Here is a 22,141-nt window from a genome sequence, read left to right as displayed (position 1 = left end):
AAGAGAAGAGACGCAACATTTCGCGTCTCTACAAGGATTCTGAAATCACGCAAAATCATTTTCACATCTGAATTGAGCAACGCCTAAAAAAGCATCTACTCAATCTTCAAGTTGAAAGGCAAACGGGCATAAACCCCCTTTGGATCGTTCATTTTTTGCAAAATTTCTACTTCTTGTTGGAATTTCTGGAGTTCATTGGTGAGGGGGTTAGATGGTTTGAGTTGCGCCACCTCAATCCCTAAAGCAGTCCGCGCTTCTTCAGTTGCACGCCCAAAAAAGCGTTCTCCGAAACCGTTAGTGCGAGGATATTCTTCCACTTCCCAGTCTTCTCCTAGTTTTGCCTCTTTGACAGCATACGCGATCGCACTATTCAAACCGCCAATTTCATCTACCAAACCAATTTCCTTCGCCGCTACACCAGACCAAACCCTTCCTTGGGCAATTTCTGCTACTTTTTGTTCTGGGAGTTTGCGACCTTGAGAAACTTTATTTAGAAACATATTATAAATGCGGTTAACACTGCGCTGATAAAGTGCTAACTCTTGGGTTGATTTCGGGCGCGAAACTGTTTGACTATCAGCATAGGTTCCAGTTTTCACCGAATCCCAGGTGATGCCGTTATTATTGGCCAGCTTTTCACCATTAAATAGCAACCCAAACACACCTATTGAGCCTGTAATGGTATTTGGTTCGGCAAAAATGCGATTAGAGTCGCTAGCAATCCAGTAACCACCAGAGGCAGCGACATCGCCCATTGACACTACAACCGGTTTTACTTCACGGGTTAATTTCACTTCTCGCTGCATAACTTCGGCTGCGGTAGCGCTACCACCAGGACTATTAATCCGTAATACAACAGCCTTTACATCCTTGTCTTGTCGGAGTTTGCTGAAGATTTTGGCAAAGCGATCGCCTCCTACTTGCCCATCATCACCTTTACCATCAACAATCTCGCCCTCAGCATAAACAACGGCAATGTGATTTTTGGAGTTACGTTCTACACCTAAAGATTTACCAGAAACTTCTGCGTAGCTATTGAAACTAATTTGTCGGAATGTTTTGTCGTCTTTATCGCTAGCTGTCAATTTTTTGAGGTCTGTTACCACTTCATCAGGGTATGCTATTCGATCGACTAAACCGTTGGTTTTAGCTTGGGCGGCTTCCAGTATCGCCTGACTATCTGCGATCGCTTGCAACTGGTTAGGTTCAATTTTCCGACTTGCACCCACAGTAGTGCGCCACTCTCCCCAAACATCATCTAACAATTTCTGAGTTTGTTCGCGGTTTTCTGGACTCAATTTTTTCAGGATAAACGGTTCCACAGCACCTTTAAATTTACCCACTCGCACAACTTGAACGCCAATGCCATACTTTTGTAATGCACCCGCTAAGAACATTGGCTGTGAACTCAAACCATTGACTTCCATCAATCCCAAAGGATTAAGGACAATGGAATCTGCCACTGAACTAAGGTAATATTCCTTTTTACTCCAATCACTGCCATAAGCTACAATCTTTTTCCCAGAAGCGCGAAACTCTTCCAGCGCCTTCCGAATTTCTTTAAGGGAAGCATAACCGATATTACTCGCTTGGCTTGTGCTAGTTGAATCTAGATAGATCCCGACAATTCGCGGATCGCGTCGCGCTTTTTCTAAAGTTTCCACAACTTTGCGGAGTGATATCCTTTCATCATCTACACCTGATATTGTGTTTTGAAACAGTTCGCCAGAACTAGGTTCGCTATCAGTAATTTTCATCGATAAGTCAAAAACCAACACTGACTTATCTTTCACATTTGGCCCAGTATCTTTAGAAGAGGTAGCAGCCAATATTAGCAAGAATAGTCCAGCAGTTCCTAGACCACCGAAAATAATTAGTCCTAATAAGGTGCCAACTAAGCTAGCAAAAGTTTGTTTGATAAAATTACGCATTAGTTATTGGGAATTGGGGATTGGAGATTGGGGACTGGGGATTGGGGTATTGACAAATGACAAATGACAAACGACAAATGACCTACCTAATTTATTCTATGCGCTGTAAACTGCCAGAGTGCTTTAACTGATACAAGCTGGCGTTACCAGTGCAGAATAAGACTGTGGTGATTTCGGCAATTAATACTTCAGCGAGTTCCGCTACTGCTGTCTCTGATGTTGCTGCTGCTTGCAAAAAAGGCATTGCTAAACCAGCTATATCTGCTCCCAAGGCGATCGCAACTGCAACATCCAATCCATGACGCAAACCTCCTGAAGCAATTAAAGGCACATTTGGAGCGATCGCTCTAATAGTTGTAATGCACTCTGCTGTCGGTAAACCCCAATCAGCAAAAGTTCTCCCTAAGCGACGCTGCAAGGGATTTTCGGCCCGTTCGCTTTCCACCTTTGCCCAAGAAGTTCCCCCCGCACCAGCGACATCAATTGCTGCTACTCCGGCGGCTATCAGTTTGCTGGCGATCGCTGCTGAAATGCCGTTACCAACTTCTTTCGCAATTACTGGCACTGGCAGTTTAGCGCATAAATCAGATATCTTGTCAAGCAAACCCCGAAAATTAGTGTCACCTTTGGGTTGAATGCACTCTTGTAGAGGATTAATGTGTAAAATCAGGGCATCAGCCTCTAGAATATCAACTACTCGCAGACATTCATCTAAGCCGTACTTATAGTTAAGTTGCACAGCCCCCAAATTCGCAAATAGCAGAACATCGGGTGCATACTTGCGGACAGCAAAAGTATCAGCCACCTGGGGTTTTTCCACCGCTACCCGTTGGGAACCAACACCCATTGCAATTTTGTAATGTTGCGCGACTTGGGCCAAGCGTCGATTAATGGTTGCGGCTTGTTCTGTTCCGCCAGTCATAGAAGAAATTAACAAGGGTGCGTCAAGGTGTTTTCCCAAGAAAGCTGTACTGATATCAATATCGTCATGGTTGATTTCGGGTAAGCAAGAATGGGTAAAACGATAACGTTCTAGTCCATTGGTGATTTGATGCGACTGAACATCTTCTTCTAAACAGATCCGAATATGATCGGCTTTGCGATTTTGAGTTTGTGCAGAGATATTGTTAGGGGCGTTCACTGGTGGGTATAGCTAAAAGGATTTGGTTGCGATCGCTATTGTTACATTGTCTGCAATCATCTTTTTATAACAAATGAGTTGATTGAGGAATAAACCAACAAAGAGACAAGCGCGATCGCAAAGCAATGGGCATCATTTATGGTGTAATGATGCCTACTTGTTGCTTGTTACGGCTGTCTGTGTAGAAGCCGCTTTTGAGTCTGCGGTGGATTTTAACCGGGTGATAGTGGCTTTACGAATGCGATCGCTTTTGCGGACTCCGCCTGTCATTTCGTATTCCCGACTGTCTTTGCCATACTTTAACACCACACCACTGACTAAGCGTTCTGAAGTTTCCCGAATGGTCTTTTCCAGGGTTTCTATTTCTGCTTTTGCCGAGTCAAGGGCGGTTAGCATCATATTATACTCGTCTATCTGGTTGCGGAGTTGCCCGGTTAACTCGGTTAAATGGTTTAAGCTGATGGAATCACCAAAGTCAAGGCTGGAATCAATTGATTTAAATCCGATTACTCTCTGTTCGGTTTTTTCTAGCACGGGAGAGCTTCTTTTTTTGCGTGGCATCAATGGATACTTTTTACTAAACCTTATCTTTCTAGAGTGTCTCAATGGGACAATGTAGTGGTTCAGTAAAACTTGCAAAAAAAGGTATTTTTTTTAATAAGATTGGACTATTGACTCAGTAATTACACGACACTAAACAACAAATGGTTGAGAATAGACTTGTGTTGTGAACGAATGGACTTGTGTTCTCAACGAATGGACTTGTGTTCTTAACGAATGGACTTGTGTTCTTAACGAATGGACTTGTGTTCTCAACGAATGGACTTGTGTTCTCAACGAATGGACTTGTGTTCTGGACGAATGGGCTTGTGTTCTGGACGAATGGGCTTGTGTTCTGGACGAATGGGCTTGTGTTCTGAACAAATGGGCTTGTGTTCTCAACGAATGGACTTGTGTTGTGGACAAACAAGAGAGACGCGATAAATCGCCGTCTCTACAAGGCGTTTTTGTCATCTATTATAATTTTTATCAAAAAACCCGATCCGAACCAGATTGCATGCAATCGAGAAACGCCATATTTATACCAATTTTAAAAAAGAACGTAACAAATAGACCATACATCTTGTAGAGACGCGATTCATTGCGTCTTCCTCCTGATTCATTGCGTCTTCTTCCTTCCTGTCATTTACATAGCGCGAATAATTCCGAGTTTTTTGGGTTGGCAATTACATCAATGCAAAGCAATAATTGCATAAATTTTTGTATCAATCAAAGATGTAATCATGAATCATTACGAGCCTCAACCAGAAAACAACAAACCTAAATACAAAGGTAAATATCGAATTGATTCAACACGTTTGCCAGCATGGAGTTATGCTAGGAACGCTGGATATTTCGTGACTATTTGCACCGACGGGAAGAAATGCTTTTTTGGTGAGGTTGTGCAGGATGAAATGCAGCGATCGCCAATTGGAGAAATTGCTCATAAATTGTGGTACGAGATTCCTAATCATTTTTCTAATTGCCAGATAGATTCATTTTGCGTCATGCCTAATCATATTCATGGGATTTTGGTTATTAATCAAATACAAAAAGACGCGATTAATCCACGAACACAGGAAGAAGACGCGATGAATCGCGTCTCTACAAGGGGGGATATTCAACGGGGTGGGGTTACTGGCTTATTTAATCCGATGTTGTCTAAAAATTCTCTTTCTAAAATTATTAGATGGTACAAAGGACGATGTACATTTGAAATTAATCAAATATATCAAGGTTTTGGATGGCAAGAAAGGTTTCATGACAACATCATTCGTAATGAATTCGCCCTCGATCAAATTAGACAATATATTATCAATAACCCAATCAATTGGGAGAGCGATCGCGAACAACCACCCCATCACCCCTTGTAGAGACGCGATTCATCGCGTCTTGTATTTTTCCGTTTTGTCCGTTTTGTAAATTTATCCAAATCCAGGAAATGCGATCGCCCTAGTTATGCTGTCAAATTCATTTTGACGGTTAGAGAGACGCGATAAATCGCCGTCTCTACAGGAAATTTATCCATCAATTATTTATTGACAGACTACTAGTNCAACATCGGATTAAATAAGCCAGTAACCCCACCCCGTTGAATATCCCCCCTTGTAGAGACGCGATTCATCGCGTCTTGTATTTTTCCGTTTTGTCCGTTTTGTAAATTTATCCAAATCCAGGAAATGCGATCGCCCTAGTTATGCTGTCAAATTCATTTTGACGGTTAGAGAGACGCGATAAATCGCCGTCTCTACAGGAAATTTATCCATCAATTATTTATTGACAGACTACTAGTTATGCTGTCAACCTGGAATAGAATTTCTATTATTTATCACTATGAATTATTTGAAGGCGACTGAGAAAAATACGTAGGCGATCGCTTTGGGGATTGGTCAGTACCTCATAAGCTGAACCCTTTTCTGTCACAATACCTTTGTCTAAAAATATCACCTGATGGGCTACTTCTTTTGCAAATTGCATTTCATGGGTGACAACCACCATTGTCATCCCTTCTGATGCCAATTGTTGCATCACTTGCAAAACTTCGCCGACGAGTTCGGGATCTAAGGCGCTGGTGGGTTCGTCAAATAGCATGATTTGGGGATTCATACATAAGCTACGGGCGATCGCTACTCGTTGCTTTTGTCCGCCAGAAAGTTGTTCTGGATAAGCAGATGCTTTGTCATGTAAGCCAACTTTTTCTAAATATAATCTTGCTAATTGGGCGCTTTCCTTTGGTGTTTTACCCAAGACTTTACGCGGTGCAAGTGTCATATTTTCTAGAACGCTAAGATGAGGAAACAGATTGAACTGCTGGAAAACCATACCTACTTGTGTTCGTAGTTGCCGCAGTTGGCTATAGTTGACTGTGGGCTTAGATAAGTTGATCCCGTTGATTATTAAACGCCCATTGTCGATGGTTTCTAGTCCATTAAAGCAGCGTAATAGCGTACTTTTACCACAGCCGGAGGAACCGATAACTGCAACGACTTCTCCCCGATTGATTTCGCCTGTGATTCCTTTAAGGACTTTTAGGGAACCAAAGTTTTTTTCGATATTGTCAAAAATAATGGCGGGGATGGTATTGTTCATTACTTGTGTCAAGCTGCTCTACAGTTGATTGTAAGCTTTTTAACAAACCGCAGAGGCGCAGAGGGAAGAGAAAATAATATGGCTAAATTTGGTTTTGGGCGTTGGTTGCGCTGGTGTGTGGTTGTTGGTTTTAGCTGTTTGTTATTGACTGGCTGTGCTGTGAACTCTAGTGCGGGAAAAACTCTGCGGGTTGCTACAGAACCGGCGTTTCCACCTTTTGAGTTTCAAAAACAAGGTGGTGAGTTGCAAGGTTTTTCGATTGATCTGATGAATGCGATCGCAGTTGCAGCTAACTTTAAAGTAGATTTTCAAAGTCTGCCTTTTGATGGCATTATCCCGGCTTTGGGAGCCAAAACGGTAGATGCGGCCATTAGTTCGATCACGATTACCCAGGAGAGGGCGAAGACGATTTCTTTTTCCCGTCCTTATTTTAAAGCTGGGTTAGCGATCGCAATCCGTGCAGATAATCAAAATATTACTGGCTTTGACAGTCTCAAAAATAAAAAAATTGCCGTCCAAGTTGGTACAACAGGGGCTGCAAAGGCTAAGAGTATTCCCGGAGTGCAAATTCGCAGTTTTGATTCAGCACCTTTAGCCCTGCAAGAATTGACCAATGGTAATGTGGATGCGGTAATCAATGATGCACCAGTGACTTTATATGCTATTAATACGGGCAATCTTCAGGGGATAAAAATAGTACAGCAATTGCTGACAGAGGAGTTTTATGGCATTGCTACGGCTAAAAATTCGCCGAACTTGGCATTAATAAATGATGGTTTGGATCGAGTTTTGAAAAATGGCACTTATTCCCAAATTTACCAGAAATGGTTTAAAGCTGAACCGCCATCACTACCAGCAAAATCGCCATTTGAGAATCAGAGTAGTACTGGCGCACCTAAAATATTTAGCTCAATTAGTGTGATTTTGCAGGCTTTTCCGACTTTATTACAGGGAGCATTAGTAACGTTACAATTAACGATACTTTCTGTAGTGTTTGGTTTAATTGGAGGTTCCCTAATTGGTATTGTCCGCCTTTCTCGAATCGCACCTGTGCGTTGGATAGCGAGGGCCTATGTAGATTTTTTTCGGGGAACACCTTTATTGGTGCAAATTTTTATGATTTACTTTGGTTTTCCAGCAATTTCGCAAGAACTTGGTTTTACATTTACCTTCGATCGCCTCACTGCTGGAGTAATTGCCTTAAGCTTAAATAACGCCGCCTACACCGCCGAAGTTGTGCGTGCAGGCATTCAATCGATTGAAACAGGACAAGCCGAAGCAGCACAATCATTAGGTTTGAGTTCTGTACAAACAATGATTTATATCATTTTTCCCCAAGCTTTCCGGCGGATGATTCCACCTTTGGGTAATGACTTTATCAGTTTATTGAAAGATACTAGCTTAGTTTCTGTAATTGGGTTGGAAGAATTACTACGGAAAGGACAGTTAATTGTTGCTGATAACTATCGCGCTTTTGAAATTTACGCAGGTGTAGCGGTGGTTTATTTATGCTTGACGTTACTTTTTTCACAGGCATTTAGTCTTTTGGAAGTGTGGATGAATCCAGTTAAACGGCGAAGAAAGTACGATACCTAATAATTTATCAGTGATTTTTTCGATGGACAAAGGCAAGATACATGTACACATGTCCTTATATAAGACTCTTATTTGATTTTTGAACAATATTCAGTACACATTTATACCCTTATTTTCTGTTCCCTGTTTCCTAGCTTACCCAGATAATTATGGCTACGCCACGCTACGCGAACAGGAATAAAATCTGATTACTATATTTTTTCAGAAGTCCAATATTATCCCTAGATTAATAGTATTAATACAAATTAAATATCCAAATATGTATCTGTGGCAATAAAAAATATCTCATTTTTTGGTATGATTTTCGGAGTGTCAGAATACTCCGAAAATTTGTCTATGACAAAGAAAAATACCTAAATTCATTTCTTAAATGACTAAAAAGCATATTTACTGAGTATCAACACACAGAGGGCTAATAGAGATAAACTAGATAAAATAGAAACTAAAAATTATTAGATGCAATATAATAAGCATTTGCAAAAGTCACTTTTGATAACTATCAAAACAGTTTAAAGAAGTTTTTCTAGTCAACTTTAGGCAGAATACATGGATGCAGATAATTGGACAGATCGACAATAAAAGGTACTATCTATGAGTTCCCGCGCACTGTTGTTAGTAAATCGTCATGCCCGCCAAGGGCAAAAGGGTCTGTCGGAAGCGATTGAATATCTGAAGACACTCGGCTTTGATTTAATTGAAGAGTCTACAGAAGACCCAAAACATCTTGGTGAAGTTATATTGCGCTATCAGCATCAAGTTGACCTAGTAATCATTGGTGGAGGAGATGGTACTCTCAATGCCGCAGTAGATGCTTTAGTTGAGACTCAGTTACCTTTGGGAATCTTGCCTCTGGGAACTGCTAACGATCTAGCAAGGACTTTGGAAATCCCGAATTCCCTCGGTGAAGCTTGCAAAATTATTGCAGATGGAAATTTACGTCGCATCGACTTGGGTTGGGTAAACGACAAGCACTTTTTTAACGTTGCTAGTCTGGGATTGAGTGTCAAAATTACCCAACGACTTACCAAAGAAGTTAAACGCCGTTGGGGAGTATTTGCTTATGCTGCCACTGCATTGCAAGTCCTTTGGGAAGCTAGACCTTTTACTGCGGAGATTGCGATCAATGGTGAATCAGTTAGCGTGAAAACAGTACAAATTGCTGTGGGTAACGGCCGTTATTATGGCGGTGGTATGGCTGTGGCTGACGATGCCACAATAGATGACCAAAGGTTAGACCTCTATAGCTTGGAGATTAAACACTGGTGGCAGATTATACTATTACTCCCGGCGATGCGAGAAGGGCGACATATACATTGGGAGAGTGTACGTTCTCTTCAAGGTCAAGAAATAAAAGTATATACTCGCAAACAGCGTCCTATTAATACAGATGGTGAAATCACTACTTACACACCGGCTCATTTTCGGGTTATATCTAAAGCTATAGCTGTTTTAGTACCCCAGAAATCAGGAGTTAAGAGTTAGGGGTTATTCTCCCCATCTTCCTCTGCTAAAAATGTGGGAACTTGCATCAACTCACCCCAAATGCATCTGAGATTTTCTCAAGATATAAAGTCCCTGTTGCAACGCCTAGCTGAACAACCGCTTACTCTAGGTGATGTTCTGGCAGAAACCTCAGAACGAGGGTTCAGCTTGGTAATTACATTATTAGTTTTGCCCTTTTTATTTCCTATGCCACCGGGATTAACTGGCCCTTTTGGTGGTGCTTGTTTACTACTGTCAGCACAAATGGTTTTAGGAAGGCGATCGCCTTGGCTACCGAAAAGAATCGCTAACTACAAATTTCCTCGTCCCTTCGCCCAGTTACTTTTGCAAAACTTGGGACACCTTACCAAAGTTTTACAGAAAATTACCCGTCCTCGATTGCCAAAAATAGCTAATAATCCTTTGATTTGGCGAATTAATGGGTTTTGTATCTCCTTGTTGACAGTATTATTAATATTACCAATTCCGTTTACAAATCCCATCCCCACTATCGGTATTTTACTTTTAACTGTTGCCACCATCGAATCTGACGGTTTATTAATTTGCATCAGCTACGGCATCACTGTCCTGATTACCCTGCTGTTTGGATTTCTTGGTTATGCAGTATGGTTAGCTCCCAGTTTGCTGCCATCTATATTTAAATAATAAAAGCCCTTAGCTTAAAGCTGAGGGCTGTAATTTATTAGGGTGCATCTACCATTTATTAATCCGTTTTATTGATTGCTATATCCGGGCAAATTTAACTTACATCCGATTTTTTTTCCTAAATTATGGGTATCAGCAATAAAAAAGCCTTCAACTAAAAGTTGAGGGCTATGATTTAATTAAGGTGCATCTACTATTTATTAATCCGCTTTATTGATTACTATATCCGGGCAAATTTAACTCGTATCCAATTTTCTTTTATTTCCCAATTACAGATATCAACAATAAAAAAAAGCCCCCAACTAAAAGCTGAGGGCTATGATTTAATTAAGGTGCATCTACTATTTATATATCCGCCTTAGTTATTGCTTTATCAGGAAGAATTGAAAAAAATAGATGGCTGTGGAATTCATTTCTTTAGCTACACTGCTAGTACTAGCCTCAATGAGGATAACCTACGGTTTTTGACTAGGTAATCATTTACCAGCTTCACGGTAATTTTACAATAACCCCAAATTTACCCGGAATACGCAAAGTTTCTGTTAATATCTGCGATCGCATCTCCGCAATAGTACTAATTTAGTTTATTAGTTGGGTATATGAATATGAAAGTTAAACGAACCCAACTTAATGAAGCGATCGCAATTTTTATTAGCCCTAGCTAGTCTTTGTATTGTCGGGGGAAGCTTTTTTCTAAGAACAACTTTTAGCAGTACTAGCGAACCTAAAATAATAACTGATACATCACGTTACAAAGAAATTCGTAATCAATTATTATGGTCTGATAACGAGCGAGTAAAGCATTTTCCTAATGAGATTCCCACTGATACCAAAGGTGTTCGCATTGCTTACTCTCCCGAAATTTTGCAAGGAAGTAGTTTTTTTCAAATTAGGCTGAAAGAATCACCAAACAAGATAGCAAAATTACTATCACAATACAGAAGTAGTGCAAAGCACAACTATAGGGGTGGTAATACAAACGACCACATAAACCAGCCTAACGGTGTACCGACAACTTTCTTCTACACCAGTGACTCTCATACAGAATCTTTTCCAGCCAGTTATGAAATATTAGTATTAAATGCAGACGACAAAGGTAGACCTGGTTTCAAGTGGAATCATGGAGATAGTTATGGTGTTGCTATTAATAGTTCAACATCAGAAATTATCTATTGGTCTGAAAAATGGTAATTAACAATTCAAATGTATTTGAAATTGTCATCATAAAAATTATTATTTTTATACATTGCTACATCTGATGCTAATACCAAGCTGAGTTTCCGCTCAATCCTCAGTTATCAGATGAAAGGTTTTTGTCACCTATCAGCAAAGGTGCATAACTGTATAATAAGCAACAACGGTTAGATGCTTTTGTTATCCACAAATCCATCTTACTGCTACAGTTAATAGTGTTATGTTATGTTCAATTCACGAGAAATTAAGTAAGAGAGGTGTGCAAAATGAAAAATATAGTAAAAAATCTCCTTGATGAACGAACCAAATCAATTATTAGATCGTCCGATCTATATCAAGTTTTATATAATAGAATGCATTCAAGCAAGCTAGCAGTCAGAGGTAAAAGGCTTGATATTTGTGCCAACGAAGTTGCTATCTATCTGCTTCAGTCTGGTAAAGAGAAATATGTATTGCGTGATAAGATTTGCCTTGAAATTGGAAGTGGATGGTTGCTGACTCATTCATTAGTATTTTATCTTCTTGGAGCAAAACAGGTTTATGCAACAGATATTTATCCGTTATTGCAACCCGAAAATATTTTCAAAGCTGTATCTCAGTCTGTAGATTGGAGTATCTTGGATAGTCTATCTACATTTGAAGATCGTCACATTCTTGACTTACGTTTAAAAAAACTGCTCTCATTAAAAAATTTATCTGTAGAAGCCTTGAAAGACTTGGGTATAGAATACATTGCTCCAATTGATTTGTCTCAAAAAATGCCTACTCAAGAAAGAATAGATTTCATATTCTCTAAATCTGTGTTAGAGCATGTGCCAGTTGATGATGTTGTGCCACTTTTAAAAAATCTTGCAAGTAGCCTCTCTGAAGATGGCTTTATGTTTCATCTCATTGATTTAGTGGATCACAGAAATAGAGAAGAAAGACCATTTGATTTCTTTATTTATCAACAGGAAGCCTACTCAAGAGAATTACAATCAAGGTGGGGAAATCGAATTCGACGCAGCCAATGGAAGCAGATATTTTCTAACCTCAAACACTTAAATTATAAATTTGTATTTGAGTGGTCGCGCCAAGACGGAGACTTCCCAGAAAAAATTGATTCCTCTATTCAATATACAGATGAAGAAGATTTAAGAATTTCTCATATCGGTGTGGTTGGAGAATTAATATCGCTTCCGAAAGTCAAGTCTTGAGGAAGGAAAGGATAAGTTTTGAGTGCAGGCTTTCTCGGCTCAAACTTCAGTATTAAGATGTTGTTTAAAAAGAGTTTCACTGAGACTTTAGGTACATTTATGTCTCCCCAAACCCTCTAAAAAATGGAGGAACCGGAATCAAAGTCCTCCTTTTTTAGTGTTTTGGCATCCACCAAGTGTTTTGCATAGCGTCTCCGAACAGGAGAAGCAAGTGGTGTGGATTTAGAGGGATATAAAACTTTTGATCCCAAAAATAAGACTTTTCAAATGTCCTCTAAATACTATTTTTACTCTTTTGAGTATACCACTTTGGGTAGTTAAAACTTATAGCCAGCATAGCTAAGATTTATAAGGTGCTTAAAAACTATCTGAATATGTAGAATGCCAACTGCTTTAATTACTGGTGCTTCTAGTGGTATTGGTAAAGCTTTTGCCCAAGAACTAGCTGCACGCAAGACCAATCTTGTACTTGTTGCTCGTTCTGAAGAGAAACTAAGCCAATTAGCTAAAGAGCTACAAGAAGAACACAAAATTCAAGTAGACGTTATACTCAAAGACCTCACAGAACCTAATGCAGCTTGTGCTGTATTTGAGGCCACAAAAGCAAAGGGATTAACCATTGACTTATTAATCAACAATGCTGGTTTGGGTTACTATGGCGACTTTGCTGAAAGTGATGGAGAAAGACAAATTAAAATCGTACAATTAAATGTTTTAGCATTGGTAGATTTAACGCATAAATTTCTCCCATTGATGCGGCAACGTCGGTCTGGAAGTATTATTAACGTATCCTCTATTACCGCATTTCAACCGATACCATACCTTTCTGTTTATGCTGCTACTAAAGCTTTTATTCTCAGCTTTAGTGAGGCACTATGGGCAGAAAATCGTCAATATGGTGTCCGTATTCTAGTAACTTGTCCAGGGCCAATAGAAACAAACTTTTTTACAGAAGCTAATTTTCCTCCAGCGCTGGCAAGTACTACAGAGAAAGGTTATTCTTCCGAAAAAGTGGTTTGGGAATCTTTAGAAGCTTTGGAAAAAGGCTATCCAACTGTTATTAGTTCTGATACTACGACTCAAATGAGAAGCAAATTATCTCGGCTTGTACCGCGCAAACTTCTTTTGAATATGTTAGCAAAACATTTTAAAGCTTAAGTATATAGTTAGGAGTTTGAGGTTAAAGAGGTTAAATAAACCCTCACTCTTAACTCCTAACTTATTACATATACCTTGTCAATTGAACTCGGTAACGGTCTTTTTTAGTGACGGCGATTTCCCCAACTTCTAAACGTCCTTTAGAGCGAATGGCGATTAAGTCGCCTGATTTTAATTGAGAACTAGCTTGAGTAACTTCCTTCCAATTGACGCGGACATCACCGGCATCAATGAAATCAACCATTTTACTGCGCGACATCCCAAAACCAGCAGATGCGATCGCATCTAATCGTAAAGAAGCCTCTACAGTGGTTAGTTCTTTTTTCTTGGGTTCCCGAACCTTTAACTCAGTTACTTCAATCTGTTGAGTTTTCACAGGAACCGATCGCACCTGTTTCAGACTCATTTCTAAAAATTCCACCAACTCTGGCGCGACAATCGCCTGTGCCCCTCGTTCTCCTAAAACAATAATGTCTCCCGTCTTTTCACGAACAATTCCCGTTCCCAACATTGCGCCTAAAAAGTCGCGGTGAGAGGCGGTATCAAACAGGAAATTACCAGCAATTTCCACAGCAACAAGGCTGACTTGAGATCGATCTAGGGGAAGTTCCGAACGAGCGATCGCTATTCTTTGGCGTTCAGCTTGTGGATATCCGCCCCACGCCGCCAATTGCACTTCTGTTAATCGGTTAAATACCCGTTGAATTTCCGCCAACTCTGGGGGAGATACAAAATCTGTCAAAATCACTTCCCAAGTTTTGATGGCTTGTTCTGCTTGGTCAATTACACGAGCTACACTATCTCGATTTTCAACACCTTTTAAAAGTTCTTCTCGTGGCAACATTCTTAAAAATTATGAATTTGTCATTTGTCATTTGTCATTTGTCATTTGTCATTTGTCATTTGTCAATGTCTCATTTCCTTCTTGAAAACTATCTTGATTTTAACTTTAATTCCCACTTTAGCAGTTCATTCAATACACAGTATTGGGGTCAGCATAACCTTGGATATTTTCTGGATCGAACTGACGCAATATTCGGGTTGCTTGCCGAGTGAGAGTTTCAGAGCCTTGAACGGTTACTAAGTATTTACCCGCATCTAAGCGGTTACGATAGGGTAAAGCATCACCACTACCTACGAGTAAACCAACTCCGCCGCCCACAACGACACCACCCATAGCACCACTAGCTGCACCCAGCAGTCCGCCAACGATGTGATTGCCAACTTCACCTGCCCAGGCAAAAGTATTTAAACCAGTGATGAGGCTGAATGTAAAACCTGCAAAAAAGCCAAATGGTATCAGCCAGGTTGCCATCAGTTGTGCTTGCTTTTTAGCTTGGTCTTTGGGGTCAATTAAGCCAAACTCGTCAGCCGTTTTATATCCCTTCCCCAGGATAGTACTGTTTATGCCTTCTTCTTCTAAAGCTAAGTAAGCAGCTTCGGCTTGAATGCGGTCTGGTAATACGGCAACAAGGTAATTCATTGATTTTACAATTTGTTTAATAGAAGTTTTGCCTTAATTAACAGCGTATCAGTCTTGGTCGAATCAATCTTGCATTGGCTAGGAGTAGAGAAAGACTTTAATTCTTGCTTCCCTTCCATTGTTGGCAAGATTGGGGTTTAGGTCTGTGTTAAATTCAACTACAAACCACGAACAGCGATCGCACAAGTTAAGCACAAGTTAAATATACATGGGCCGATCATTTGAGCGAATCTAGTGGTTCACAAAAATTGTTCGCCCCTTGCTTGAGGACATAAATTAAAACTGGCGCTGCCAAAATCTTAGGAAACGTCGGCATTGCTTTTAGATGTTCCATCATCTTTTGAAGCGAACTATTAAGCAAATCTTCTCGATATTCTTGTTCGCAAATTACCACACGCCATTTTCTCGCTAAGGCATCTAACCACTCAGAATTTGCTCTTTCTGGTTGTTGTCCGGCTCGGATAGCTAGCGTCATTGCCGCATCTTCTAAATCTCCATCACAGTCTTCAATCAAATCCAGTGCTTCCATATCGCTAGGATCGTCTGCCAATTGAGAGCGAAACTGTGCAATTTCTTGAGATGTTACTTTAGTCATGAGTCTTTGACGGGGCGAGCGATGCCTACGGCGGTAAACTACGAACACTCAGTTATGTTAGTCCAATTTTGACTAACACAATAGACCTGTTGAGAAAAGTCTTACTTTGAGACTTGTTTGAATAGGGGCATTTTTGACAGACTATTGAGAATCGCAATTAAATTTGCCTTTTGAGTACTTTCTTGTAACTAAACCCGGATTTCTCATCACACCTCTCAAAGCCTGTGCTTGTGCAGGGGAGCAGGGGAGCAGAGGAGAGTTCAAATACCAAGTTCTTCCCCCTCTGCCCCTCTGCTCCTCTGCCCCTTCCCTCAAGCTTGTGAGAAATGCGGGTAAACTATCCTACGATTGCCTAGCTTGGGCGGGTACTAATCGCAAACCAATACTTTGTCAGCCTAAAACAATCCCAGGGCAACCACATAATGTCAATAATAGTAGTCTATTCTCGATAGAGTCAAAAGCAATCTCATCAAGCCTTACTTGTTGCTAAATGTTTAAGTATAGCCATAACCCGTTGTAGATATCGCTTTGAATCTTGGAAACTAAAGTAAAGGATGAATGCTGATTTTTTGGTTGGTTGCGATCGAGAGTAATTTAGATAGGTTTGTCCTGAAAATATCGGCTAAAAACCTTATTTTTTTCAATTTACAAACAGTTTCGATCTACTGAAAATACTGTCTGTAGCATTTATTGCATAATTCATGGCATCTACTTTATAATTATTGAGTCTAAAACTGCTGGTTGAGGTAAATACAACATGCAACTTAGTGCAATGAAATCTCTTGGAAAGAATTTTTCCATATCAACTGGTCTATATAGACCAATTAGGAGTCTATATCGGTTGTTAAATCAAGATCGGTTAAAAGATTACTCAAGTTATTTTCAACAAGAAATTTCTTTCTACTCGAAGCTATTAAATTCTGATAGTCTCTGCTTCGATATTGGTGCAAACATCGGTGACAAAGCAGAGGCTTTTCTTCTAGCAGGTGCAAGAGTTGTGGCATTTGAACCACAGCCTGAATGTATGAGAGAACTGAAAGCTCGATGCAGTTATTATGGCAGTAAGTTTCATGCCGTTCAGAAGGCTGTTGGTGCAGAACCTGGAGAAGCAAGATTGTACACTCGCGAACGAAGTGGAATCGCAAGTTTTTATGAGGATTGGATCGGTACTGTACAAAACAGTATTCAAGTGTCTATCACAACTCTCGATCGCGCAATTGATGAATTTGGAACACCAGATTACTGCAAAATTGATGTTGAAGGGTGGGAGCTTGAAGTTTTCAAAGGGTTGACACAACCCATTCCTTTAGTGTCATTTGAATACCACATAACAGAACGCGAAATTAATACCACTGGTGCTTGTATAGATTATCTATCCAATCTGGGAAAAATACTGGTTAATGTTGTACCTGCTGAAATGCATTCATTTGTATTTCAAGAATGGTTGCCTCCAGATGAGTTTCTAAAGCGTTTTCCTGAAGATGTGATAGACCTTGCGAAAGACGGCTACGGTGAGATTTGGGTTCGTAGTTGCTAATCTACATTTTGTTGGTGTAATCCTCTCATCCGCTTTTTTCGTTTTCAGGTACAAAAGTAGTAATACTTTAGATAAACCACATCTTCAGGAAAACCTTAGTTTTTCCTCATCAAGGTCAAGGTGAGTTATTATCCACAAGCGATTTGCAAAAAGACTTCTAAATTGCTTTTCTGACTAAAAAGCCTCATATTTTCAGCAAATACACTGAAAATATGAGGTTTATGGAAGCTTTTGATCGGAAACGCTACTTGACTTTGGGGACTTCCAGAAAATAAACTATCCAATTTATTCAGATTATATTTTTCTTACTCCCTCTGCCCCCTGCTTACGCAGCGATTGGTTATTTTTTTATTTGGAAGTCCCTTGTGATGCCTTGAGACAGATGCGAAGTGCATTATAAAACACAACAGCAGTCAAAAGTCTTGACGCGGTTGAGTTTCGGCTAATTAGCGTAATCCTCTGAGCGTAACAGACCTTTGTAATTGAGCTAAAGCGCGGTTGTAACCCAAAATTGCTGTGACTCGATTACCTTCAGCTTGTGTGAGGTCGTTTTCAGAGTTAATCACATCAGTTTGAGTGCCTACACCAGCTTGGAATCGCAGACGGGCTAAACGTAGAGCTTCTCTAGCTTGTTCTAAAGCGGTATTAGCGGTTTGAACATTTTCCAAACTAGATTGCTGATTAGAATAGGCTTGTTCTACCTGAAAGCGAATTTGGTTGCGCTGTTCGGCAAATTGAGTTTCTGCGATCGCAATATTAGCTTTTGCCTGAGATGCCCTTGCTCTTGCTGCTCCCCCATCATACAAACTTAGGCTTGCCCTGACTCCTACTGAATAACCATCAGTCACGCTGACACTATCATTGAACTGATCTAGTAGGCTGTAGCTAGCTACCAAACTAACTTGAGGACCTAGTGCTGAAAGTGCTTGCCGTCGCTGTTGTTCGCTAATGTTACGTTGTGCCAATTGCTGTTGCAATTCCGAACGATTTTGAAAAGCCAGCACAATAGTTTGTTCTAGGGTTTGGTTCCAAAGACCAGCTAATTGTACAGGGTCGGCGGCGCTGATATTAACTGACTGCGGCAAACTGATCCGAGTAGCCAATTGACGACGGGCAATTTGCTGCTGGGAGATAGCATTAGTCAGGTTTTGTTGAGAATTTGCTAAAGTCACCTGCGATCGCAGCACATCGAAGCGCGTACCAACTCCAGCCCGCTCTAAAGATTCTGCATCACGCAAACTAGCCGCAGAGTTCGTCACAGCCGATTGGCTAATCCGCACTTGTTCATCTGCTTGTTGCAGATTGTAGTAGTCAGTGGCAACATTCAGGCGGATTGTCTCGTATTGAGTTTCTACAGCCAGTTCATCAGAGCGCTCCTGTTCCTCAGCTTGTCTGATGGTAGCTTCCCGATTCCCTGAAGTATAAAGGTTATATGTCAGTTGTGCTTGACCGTTGAAACCTGTACTAGGTGAGCCTGTGTTAGACGGGAAACCTTGCTGTCTGGATAATTCGTCCTGAAGTTGACTCGAAGCAGATTGACTGCGAGTGATATCAGCACTAACACCAAGAGTGGGAAGTAAAGCAGCTTGTGCCTCGCGGACAGCAGCACGACTGCGTTCTAGCTGCAATATCGACACCTGTAGATCGTGGTTGTTACGCCGTGCTAGCTCTAGAGCCTGTGCCAAAGTAATCGGCTGATTTCCCTGAAATGTCACTTCCTCGGCTTTGGTGGGAAATTGCAAGGGATTTGAGTTAGGAATCAGGTTATTGGGAACTTGTACTGAACCCCCTGGCGCAGGAGTTACGCTTCCTGGCACGGTGGCAGGTAGCACTGAATTCCCTGGCGCAGGAGTTACGCTTCCTGGTACAGTGGCAGGTAGCACTGAATTCCCTGGTGCAGGAGTTACGCTTCCTGGTACAGTGGTTGGGGTAGAATCTGTGGGAATCGGGGTATTGCTTTGAGCAATGCGGCCAACAGCATTTTGTTGTAAACAGGTGCTTGAAGCCAGTCGCAAAGCTGCTAAGAAATCAGTCTTACTTTTCCCTGACTCCTGTTGGCATCTTTGCCCTGACAACAGTTTCGCTGATTCTCCACCTGTCGTTGAAGTTTGTAAAAATGTTTGCAACTCAGTAACAGTATTTATCTTTTGAACCACTGGCTGCTGTGCAGAAGACAATGGTAAAATTTCTTTTTGGACAGGAGAGAGTTTTGAAGTGTAGTTGGGAACTACTATGCTCTCTGATTTCTGCCCATCAGCACTTGAGTTACTCTGTTTTTGGTTATTTTGAGCAGAACGGCTGACATCTACCTGTTGGGAAGGATTAGAGGTAGGTGTCAAACTTAAAAATCTACCTCGATCTTTCTTAAGTACTTGTTTTATTGGCACAACAGTATTTCCAGCCGTAAATGCTGGAATACTGTTATTACTTAAAGGCTTCATACTAAGTTTAGTGAAACCAAAACTGGGTACTAGGGTTGGAACACTAACATTTGCACTATTTGGCAGTTGGGTATTCATCATGTCTACAACCGAGTTTTGACCATAAGTAGAAGTCAAAACACTAGGAGAAGAAGCCACCTTTACCCCAGTTAGTTTTACAGTACCAGCCCAAGCAGGCTGAGTTGTTAAGACCGCTGCCGTCACACCAGGCAAGAAGCTATAGAATAATTGCTGTCCTTTCACCGCATCCCTCACACGAAAATCAATCTAGCGGCAGAAAACCTTTCTTCACCACAGAATATAGCACGATACTAAATTTAGGAAAGAATATACTACGATACTAAATTTAGGGTTCGGAACTCTGTTTGTCTTCAAAACGTCTGACAATGCGAGAAAGTTCCGCCTTTTCATCGATACTAACGCGAGTAGGAGCACCGCTGATAATCCGTTCGTAGTTTCGGAAAGAATCTTTAATATCGGGCCCGTCAGCAGTGATATTATACTCACGAATGCCCTTATCGTGCCAAGACCCACGCATTTTAAATACGTTAATTGCCCGCGACATTTCTCCACGAATTTCTACGTACTGTAACATCAAAATTGTATCTGTGATCGTGGAGATATGAGAGTCAGTAATCGAATGCGCTCCCAGAAATTGGTCAGTTGTGTTAGTAAAGAAACCAGTAATTTCTTCTTGTTTAGCATAACCCGTCACGCCAATTACAAACTGCCTAAATGCATTATTGCTTACTCCTCTCGCTAATGCTGATAAGGAATCAATGGCGATGCGAGCCGGTTTGAAGACAGCAATTTCTGATTTAATAATTTGTAAGTGGTCTTCTAAACCAGTTGATTCAGGATAGGTACAAATGATTTTGAGTAAACCTCGATCCTCTAATTCTTCAAAATCAATTCCCCAAGAGGAAGCATTTCGAGATAGTTGGGCGCGTGATTCTTCGTAAGCAAATAATATGGCCTGCTCTCCATTAAGACAACCATTTTGAATAAACTTACTAACTAACAAGGTTTTGCCAGTACCTGTGGCTCCTGTTGCTAAGATAATAGAATCTTTAAAGAAACCACCACCGCACATCTCATCTAAGGTTTCGACACCAGAAGATACCCTGGTATTAGAAGAGCGTTGAGTTAAACGCATTGCCCCTAGTGGAAAGATGTTAACTCCTTCATTAGTAATCGTGAAGGGATATTCGCCTTTCATGTGGGTTGTACCGCGCAACTTGAGAATTTCAGCTGTGCGACGGCGGCGTTCTCCTTCTAAAACGTTGCGAACAATTACTACATTATCAGAAACAAATTCTTCCACACCGAAAGAGGCAACGGGGCCATATTCTTCACCCCGTTCAGTGGTAATTACAGTAGTGACATTCAGTATTTTAAGCCGTGCTACCAAGCGAAAAATCTCGCGTCTCACTACTCCCATCGCTTCGTACTGCTGAAATACGGCTGTCATTGAGTCGATTGAAACTCGTTTAGCTTTGTATTTGCGAATGGCATATTGCAGGCGTTCAATAAGTGCTGAAAGGTCAAAATTCCCAACGATATCTTGACCTTCTGGATCGGGAGATGCATCAAGAATAAACAACTTGCCTTCTTCAATTAGGCGTGGCAAGTTCCAACCAAAAACATGGGCATTTTTAATGATATCACTGGGTGATTCTTCAAAGGTGACAAATACTCCGGCTTCATCAAAGTAGGTGATCCCGTTATAGAGAAACTGAAGAGATAATAAAGTTTTACCTGTACCGGAAGTACCACTAACCAAAGTAGTTCTACCAATTGGTAAACCACCATGACTAATATCGTCAAATCCTTCGATCATCGTGCGAATTTTTTCTACACCTCCATTTTTAGGTGTTTTATTTGGTTCTATTTGCTCGTTTTGACTCATTGCTTGATAATAAAAGGGTATAAAAAACTGTTTATTTTATTACTAAAGTAGGTTTGGACTCAATTTTTTTAGGATATTTATAAACCAAATCTTAAGCAAGTAGGGTGTGTTAGGTAACAATCTGAACTAAAAGATCGCCAAAATAAATATTTTTGACGCAACCCATCCAGATAAATAGCGATCGAGCTATCTTGATTAGAGCAATACACTGGCTTCCCTACACAGTTAAAATTTCCTTTATAAATTCTCTCTTGCCACATTCATTAATTATTTTACTCTTCAAAATCTCCTTCACTCAGTTCTTCATAGAGCAAATCTAATCCAATTAATACTCTTTCTCGATCTGAAAGATCCCCGATAATTTTGCGAACAGGTGGAGGTAAAATTTTAGATAATGTTGGAGTTGCCAATATTTTATCTTCTTCCGCCAGTTGCGGGCTTTTTAGTACATCGATCACTTTTAAAGCATAAACACCTTCAAACTCCTGTTCTAAAATATCTTTGAGTGTTTTTAATGCCCGGACGGAATTAGGGGTGTTCCCTGCTACGTAAAGCTTGAGAACGTAGGTTTTTTTGGCTTTAATCATATATTTAAAGGCTAGTTATACAGATAGAAATACAGGATGTGTTTGCACGTTAAGAATAACTAACAATGTTAGTTTATTCGCAATTGAACATCGATA

19 protein-coding genes are annotated in these 22,141 nt (G+C 40.5%); 8 read left to right on the top strand and 11 right to left on the bottom strand.

What is annotated here, in order from left to right:
- Positions 1-95: 95 nt before the first annotated feature.
- From sppA to CDG77_RS39060, 4 genes are all read right to left on the bottom strand, one after another.
- Positions 96-1,931, bottom strand: coding sequence for a signal peptide peptidase SppA (sppA, locus tag CDG77_RS06290; RefSeq protein ID WP_094328538.1), 1,836 nt, complete (start codon positions 1,929-1,931; stop codon positions 96-98).
- Between the two features lie 91 nt (positions 1,932-2,022).
- Positions 2,023-3,072: a type 2 isopentenyl-diphosphate Delta-isomerase gene (fni, locus tag CDG77_RS06285; protein ID WP_094328537.1), complete on the bottom strand. Its 1,050-nt coding sequence runs from the start codon at positions 3,070-3,072 to the stop codon at positions 2,023-2,025.
- Between the two features lie 153 nt (positions 3,073-3,225).
- Entirely contained in the window at positions 3,226-3,633 is a 408-nt protein-coding gene (locus CDG77_RS06280) for a hypothetical protein (RefSeq protein ID WP_094328536.1), read from the bottom strand.
- 115 nt (positions 3,634-3,748) lie between these two features.
- The gene (locus CDG77_RS39060) at positions 3,749-4,042 is read right to left on the bottom strand and encodes a hypothetical protein (RefSeq protein WP_442946412.1); all 294 of its coding nucleotides are present in this window, start codon (positions 4,040-4,042) and stop codon (positions 3,749-3,751) included.
- A gap of 313 nt (positions 4,043-4,355) precedes the next feature.
- Between CDG77_RS39060 and CDG77_RS06275 the strand changes: the two genes are divergently transcribed.
- Complete coding sequence (locus CDG77_RS06275) at positions 4,356-4,985, top strand: transposase (RefSeq protein WP_094328535.1); 630 nt, start codon at positions 4,356-4,358, stop codon at positions 4,983-4,985.
- Between the two features lie 448 nt (positions 4,986-5,433).
- On the opposite strand, the gene CDG77_RS06270 is transcribed toward CDG77_RS06275, so the two are convergent.
- Complete coding sequence (locus CDG77_RS06270) at positions 5,434-6,201, bottom strand: amino acid ABC transporter ATP-binding protein (RefSeq protein ID WP_094328534.1); 768 nt, start codon at positions 6,199-6,201, stop codon at positions 5,434-5,436.
- A gap of 78 nt (positions 6,202-6,279) precedes the next feature.
- On the opposite strand from CDG77_RS06270, the gene CDG77_RS06265 reads away from it, so the two are divergent.
- The 6 genes from CDG77_RS06265 (at position 6,280) to CDG77_RS06240 (ending at position 13,493) form a co-directional block, all read left to right on the top strand.
- Positions 6,280-7,797 carry an ABC transporter permease subunit gene (locus CDG77_RS06265; protein WP_094328561.1) on the top strand — a complete coding sequence of 506 codons (1,518 nt, stop codon included), beginning with the start codon at positions 6,280-6,282 and terminating at the stop codon, positions 7,795-7,797.
- Between the two features lie 591 nt (positions 7,798-8,388).
- Positions 8,389-9,279 (top strand): lipid kinase, encoded by an 891-nt coding sequence (locus CDG77_RS06260; protein ID WP_094328533.1) that lies wholly within the window; start codon positions 8,389-8,391, stop codon positions 9,277-9,279.
- A gap of 60 nt (positions 9,280-9,339) precedes the next feature.
- A complete protein-coding gene (locus CDG77_RS06255) occupies positions 9,340-9,945 on the top strand; it encodes an exopolysaccharide biosynthesis protein (RefSeq protein ID WP_181154143.1) in 606 nt (201 codons plus the stop codon).
- A gap of 630 nt (positions 9,946-10,575) precedes the next feature.
- A complete protein-coding gene (locus tag CDG77_RS06250; protein WP_094328531.1) occupies positions 10,576-11,136 on the top strand; it encodes a hypothetical protein in 561 nt (186 codons plus the stop codon).
- 269 nt (positions 11,137-11,405) lie between these two features.
- Positions 11,406-12,335, top strand: coding sequence for a methyltransferase domain-containing protein (locus CDG77_RS06245; protein ID WP_104900422.1), 930 nt, complete (start codon positions 11,406-11,408; stop codon positions 12,333-12,335).
- Between the two features lie 381 nt (positions 12,336-12,716).
- Complete coding sequence (locus CDG77_RS06240) at positions 12,717-13,493, top strand: SDR family NAD(P)-dependent oxidoreductase (protein WP_094328529.1); 777 nt, start codon at positions 12,717-12,719, stop codon at positions 13,491-13,493.
- Positions 13,494-13,557: 64 nt separating this feature from the next.
- Here CDG77_RS06240 and CDG77_RS06235 read toward each other — a convergent pair whose 3' ends face one another.
- From CDG77_RS06235 to CDG77_RS06225, 3 genes are all read right to left on the bottom strand, one after another.
- Positions 13,558-14,337, bottom strand: a complete 780-nt coding sequence (locus tag CDG77_RS06235; RefSeq protein WP_094328528.1) for a photosystem II S4 domain protein — start codon at positions 14,335-14,337, stop codon at positions 13,558-13,560.
- Between the two features lie 129 nt (positions 14,338-14,466).
- Positions 14,467-14,976, bottom strand: a complete 510-nt coding sequence (locus tag CDG77_RS06230) for a hypothetical protein (protein ID WP_094328527.1) — start codon at positions 14,974-14,976, stop codon at positions 14,467-14,469.
- 217 nt (positions 14,977-15,193) lie between these two features.
- A complete protein-coding gene (locus CDG77_RS06225; protein ID WP_094328526.1) occupies positions 15,194-15,571 on the bottom strand; it encodes a hypothetical protein in 378 nt (125 codons plus the stop codon).
- 757 nt (positions 15,572-16,328) lie between these two features.
- Between CDG77_RS06225 and CDG77_RS06220 the strand changes: the two genes are divergently transcribed.
- Complete coding sequence (locus tag CDG77_RS06220; RefSeq protein WP_094328525.1) at positions 16,329-17,108, top strand: FkbM family methyltransferase; 780 nt, start codon at positions 16,329-16,331, stop codon at positions 17,106-17,108.
- Between the two features lie 446 nt (positions 17,109-17,554).
- Here the strand turns inward: CDG77_RS06220 and CDG77_RS06215 are convergent, their stop codons facing one another.
- From CDG77_RS06215 to kaiB, 3 genes are all read right to left on the bottom strand, one after another.
- Positions 17,555-19,792, bottom strand: coding sequence for a TolC family protein (locus tag CDG77_RS06215; RefSeq protein WP_094328524.1), 2,238 nt, complete (start codon positions 19,790-19,792; stop codon positions 17,555-17,557).
- A gap of 103 nt (positions 19,793-19,895) precedes the next feature.
- Positions 19,896-21,458: a circadian clock protein KaiC gene (gene kaiC / locus CDG77_RS06210; RefSeq protein WP_094328523.1), complete on the bottom strand. Its 1,563-nt coding sequence runs from the start codon at positions 21,456-21,458 to the stop codon at positions 19,896-19,898.
- 272 nt (positions 21,459-21,730) lie between these two features.
- A complete protein-coding gene (kaiB, locus tag CDG77_RS06205; RefSeq protein ID WP_094328522.1) occupies positions 21,731-22,045 on the bottom strand; it encodes a circadian clock protein KaiB in 315 nt (104 codons plus the stop codon).
- Between the last annotated feature and the right edge of the window lie 96 nt (positions 22,046-22,141).

The organism is Nostoc sp. 'Peltigera membranacea cyanobiont' 213 (assembly GCF_002245975.1).
In the GTDB taxonomy this organism is placed as follows: domain Bacteria; phylum Cyanobacteriota; class Cyanobacteriia; order Cyanobacteriales; family Nostocaceae; genus Nostoc.
This window is presented reverse-complemented; position numbering and strand designations above follow the sequence as displayed.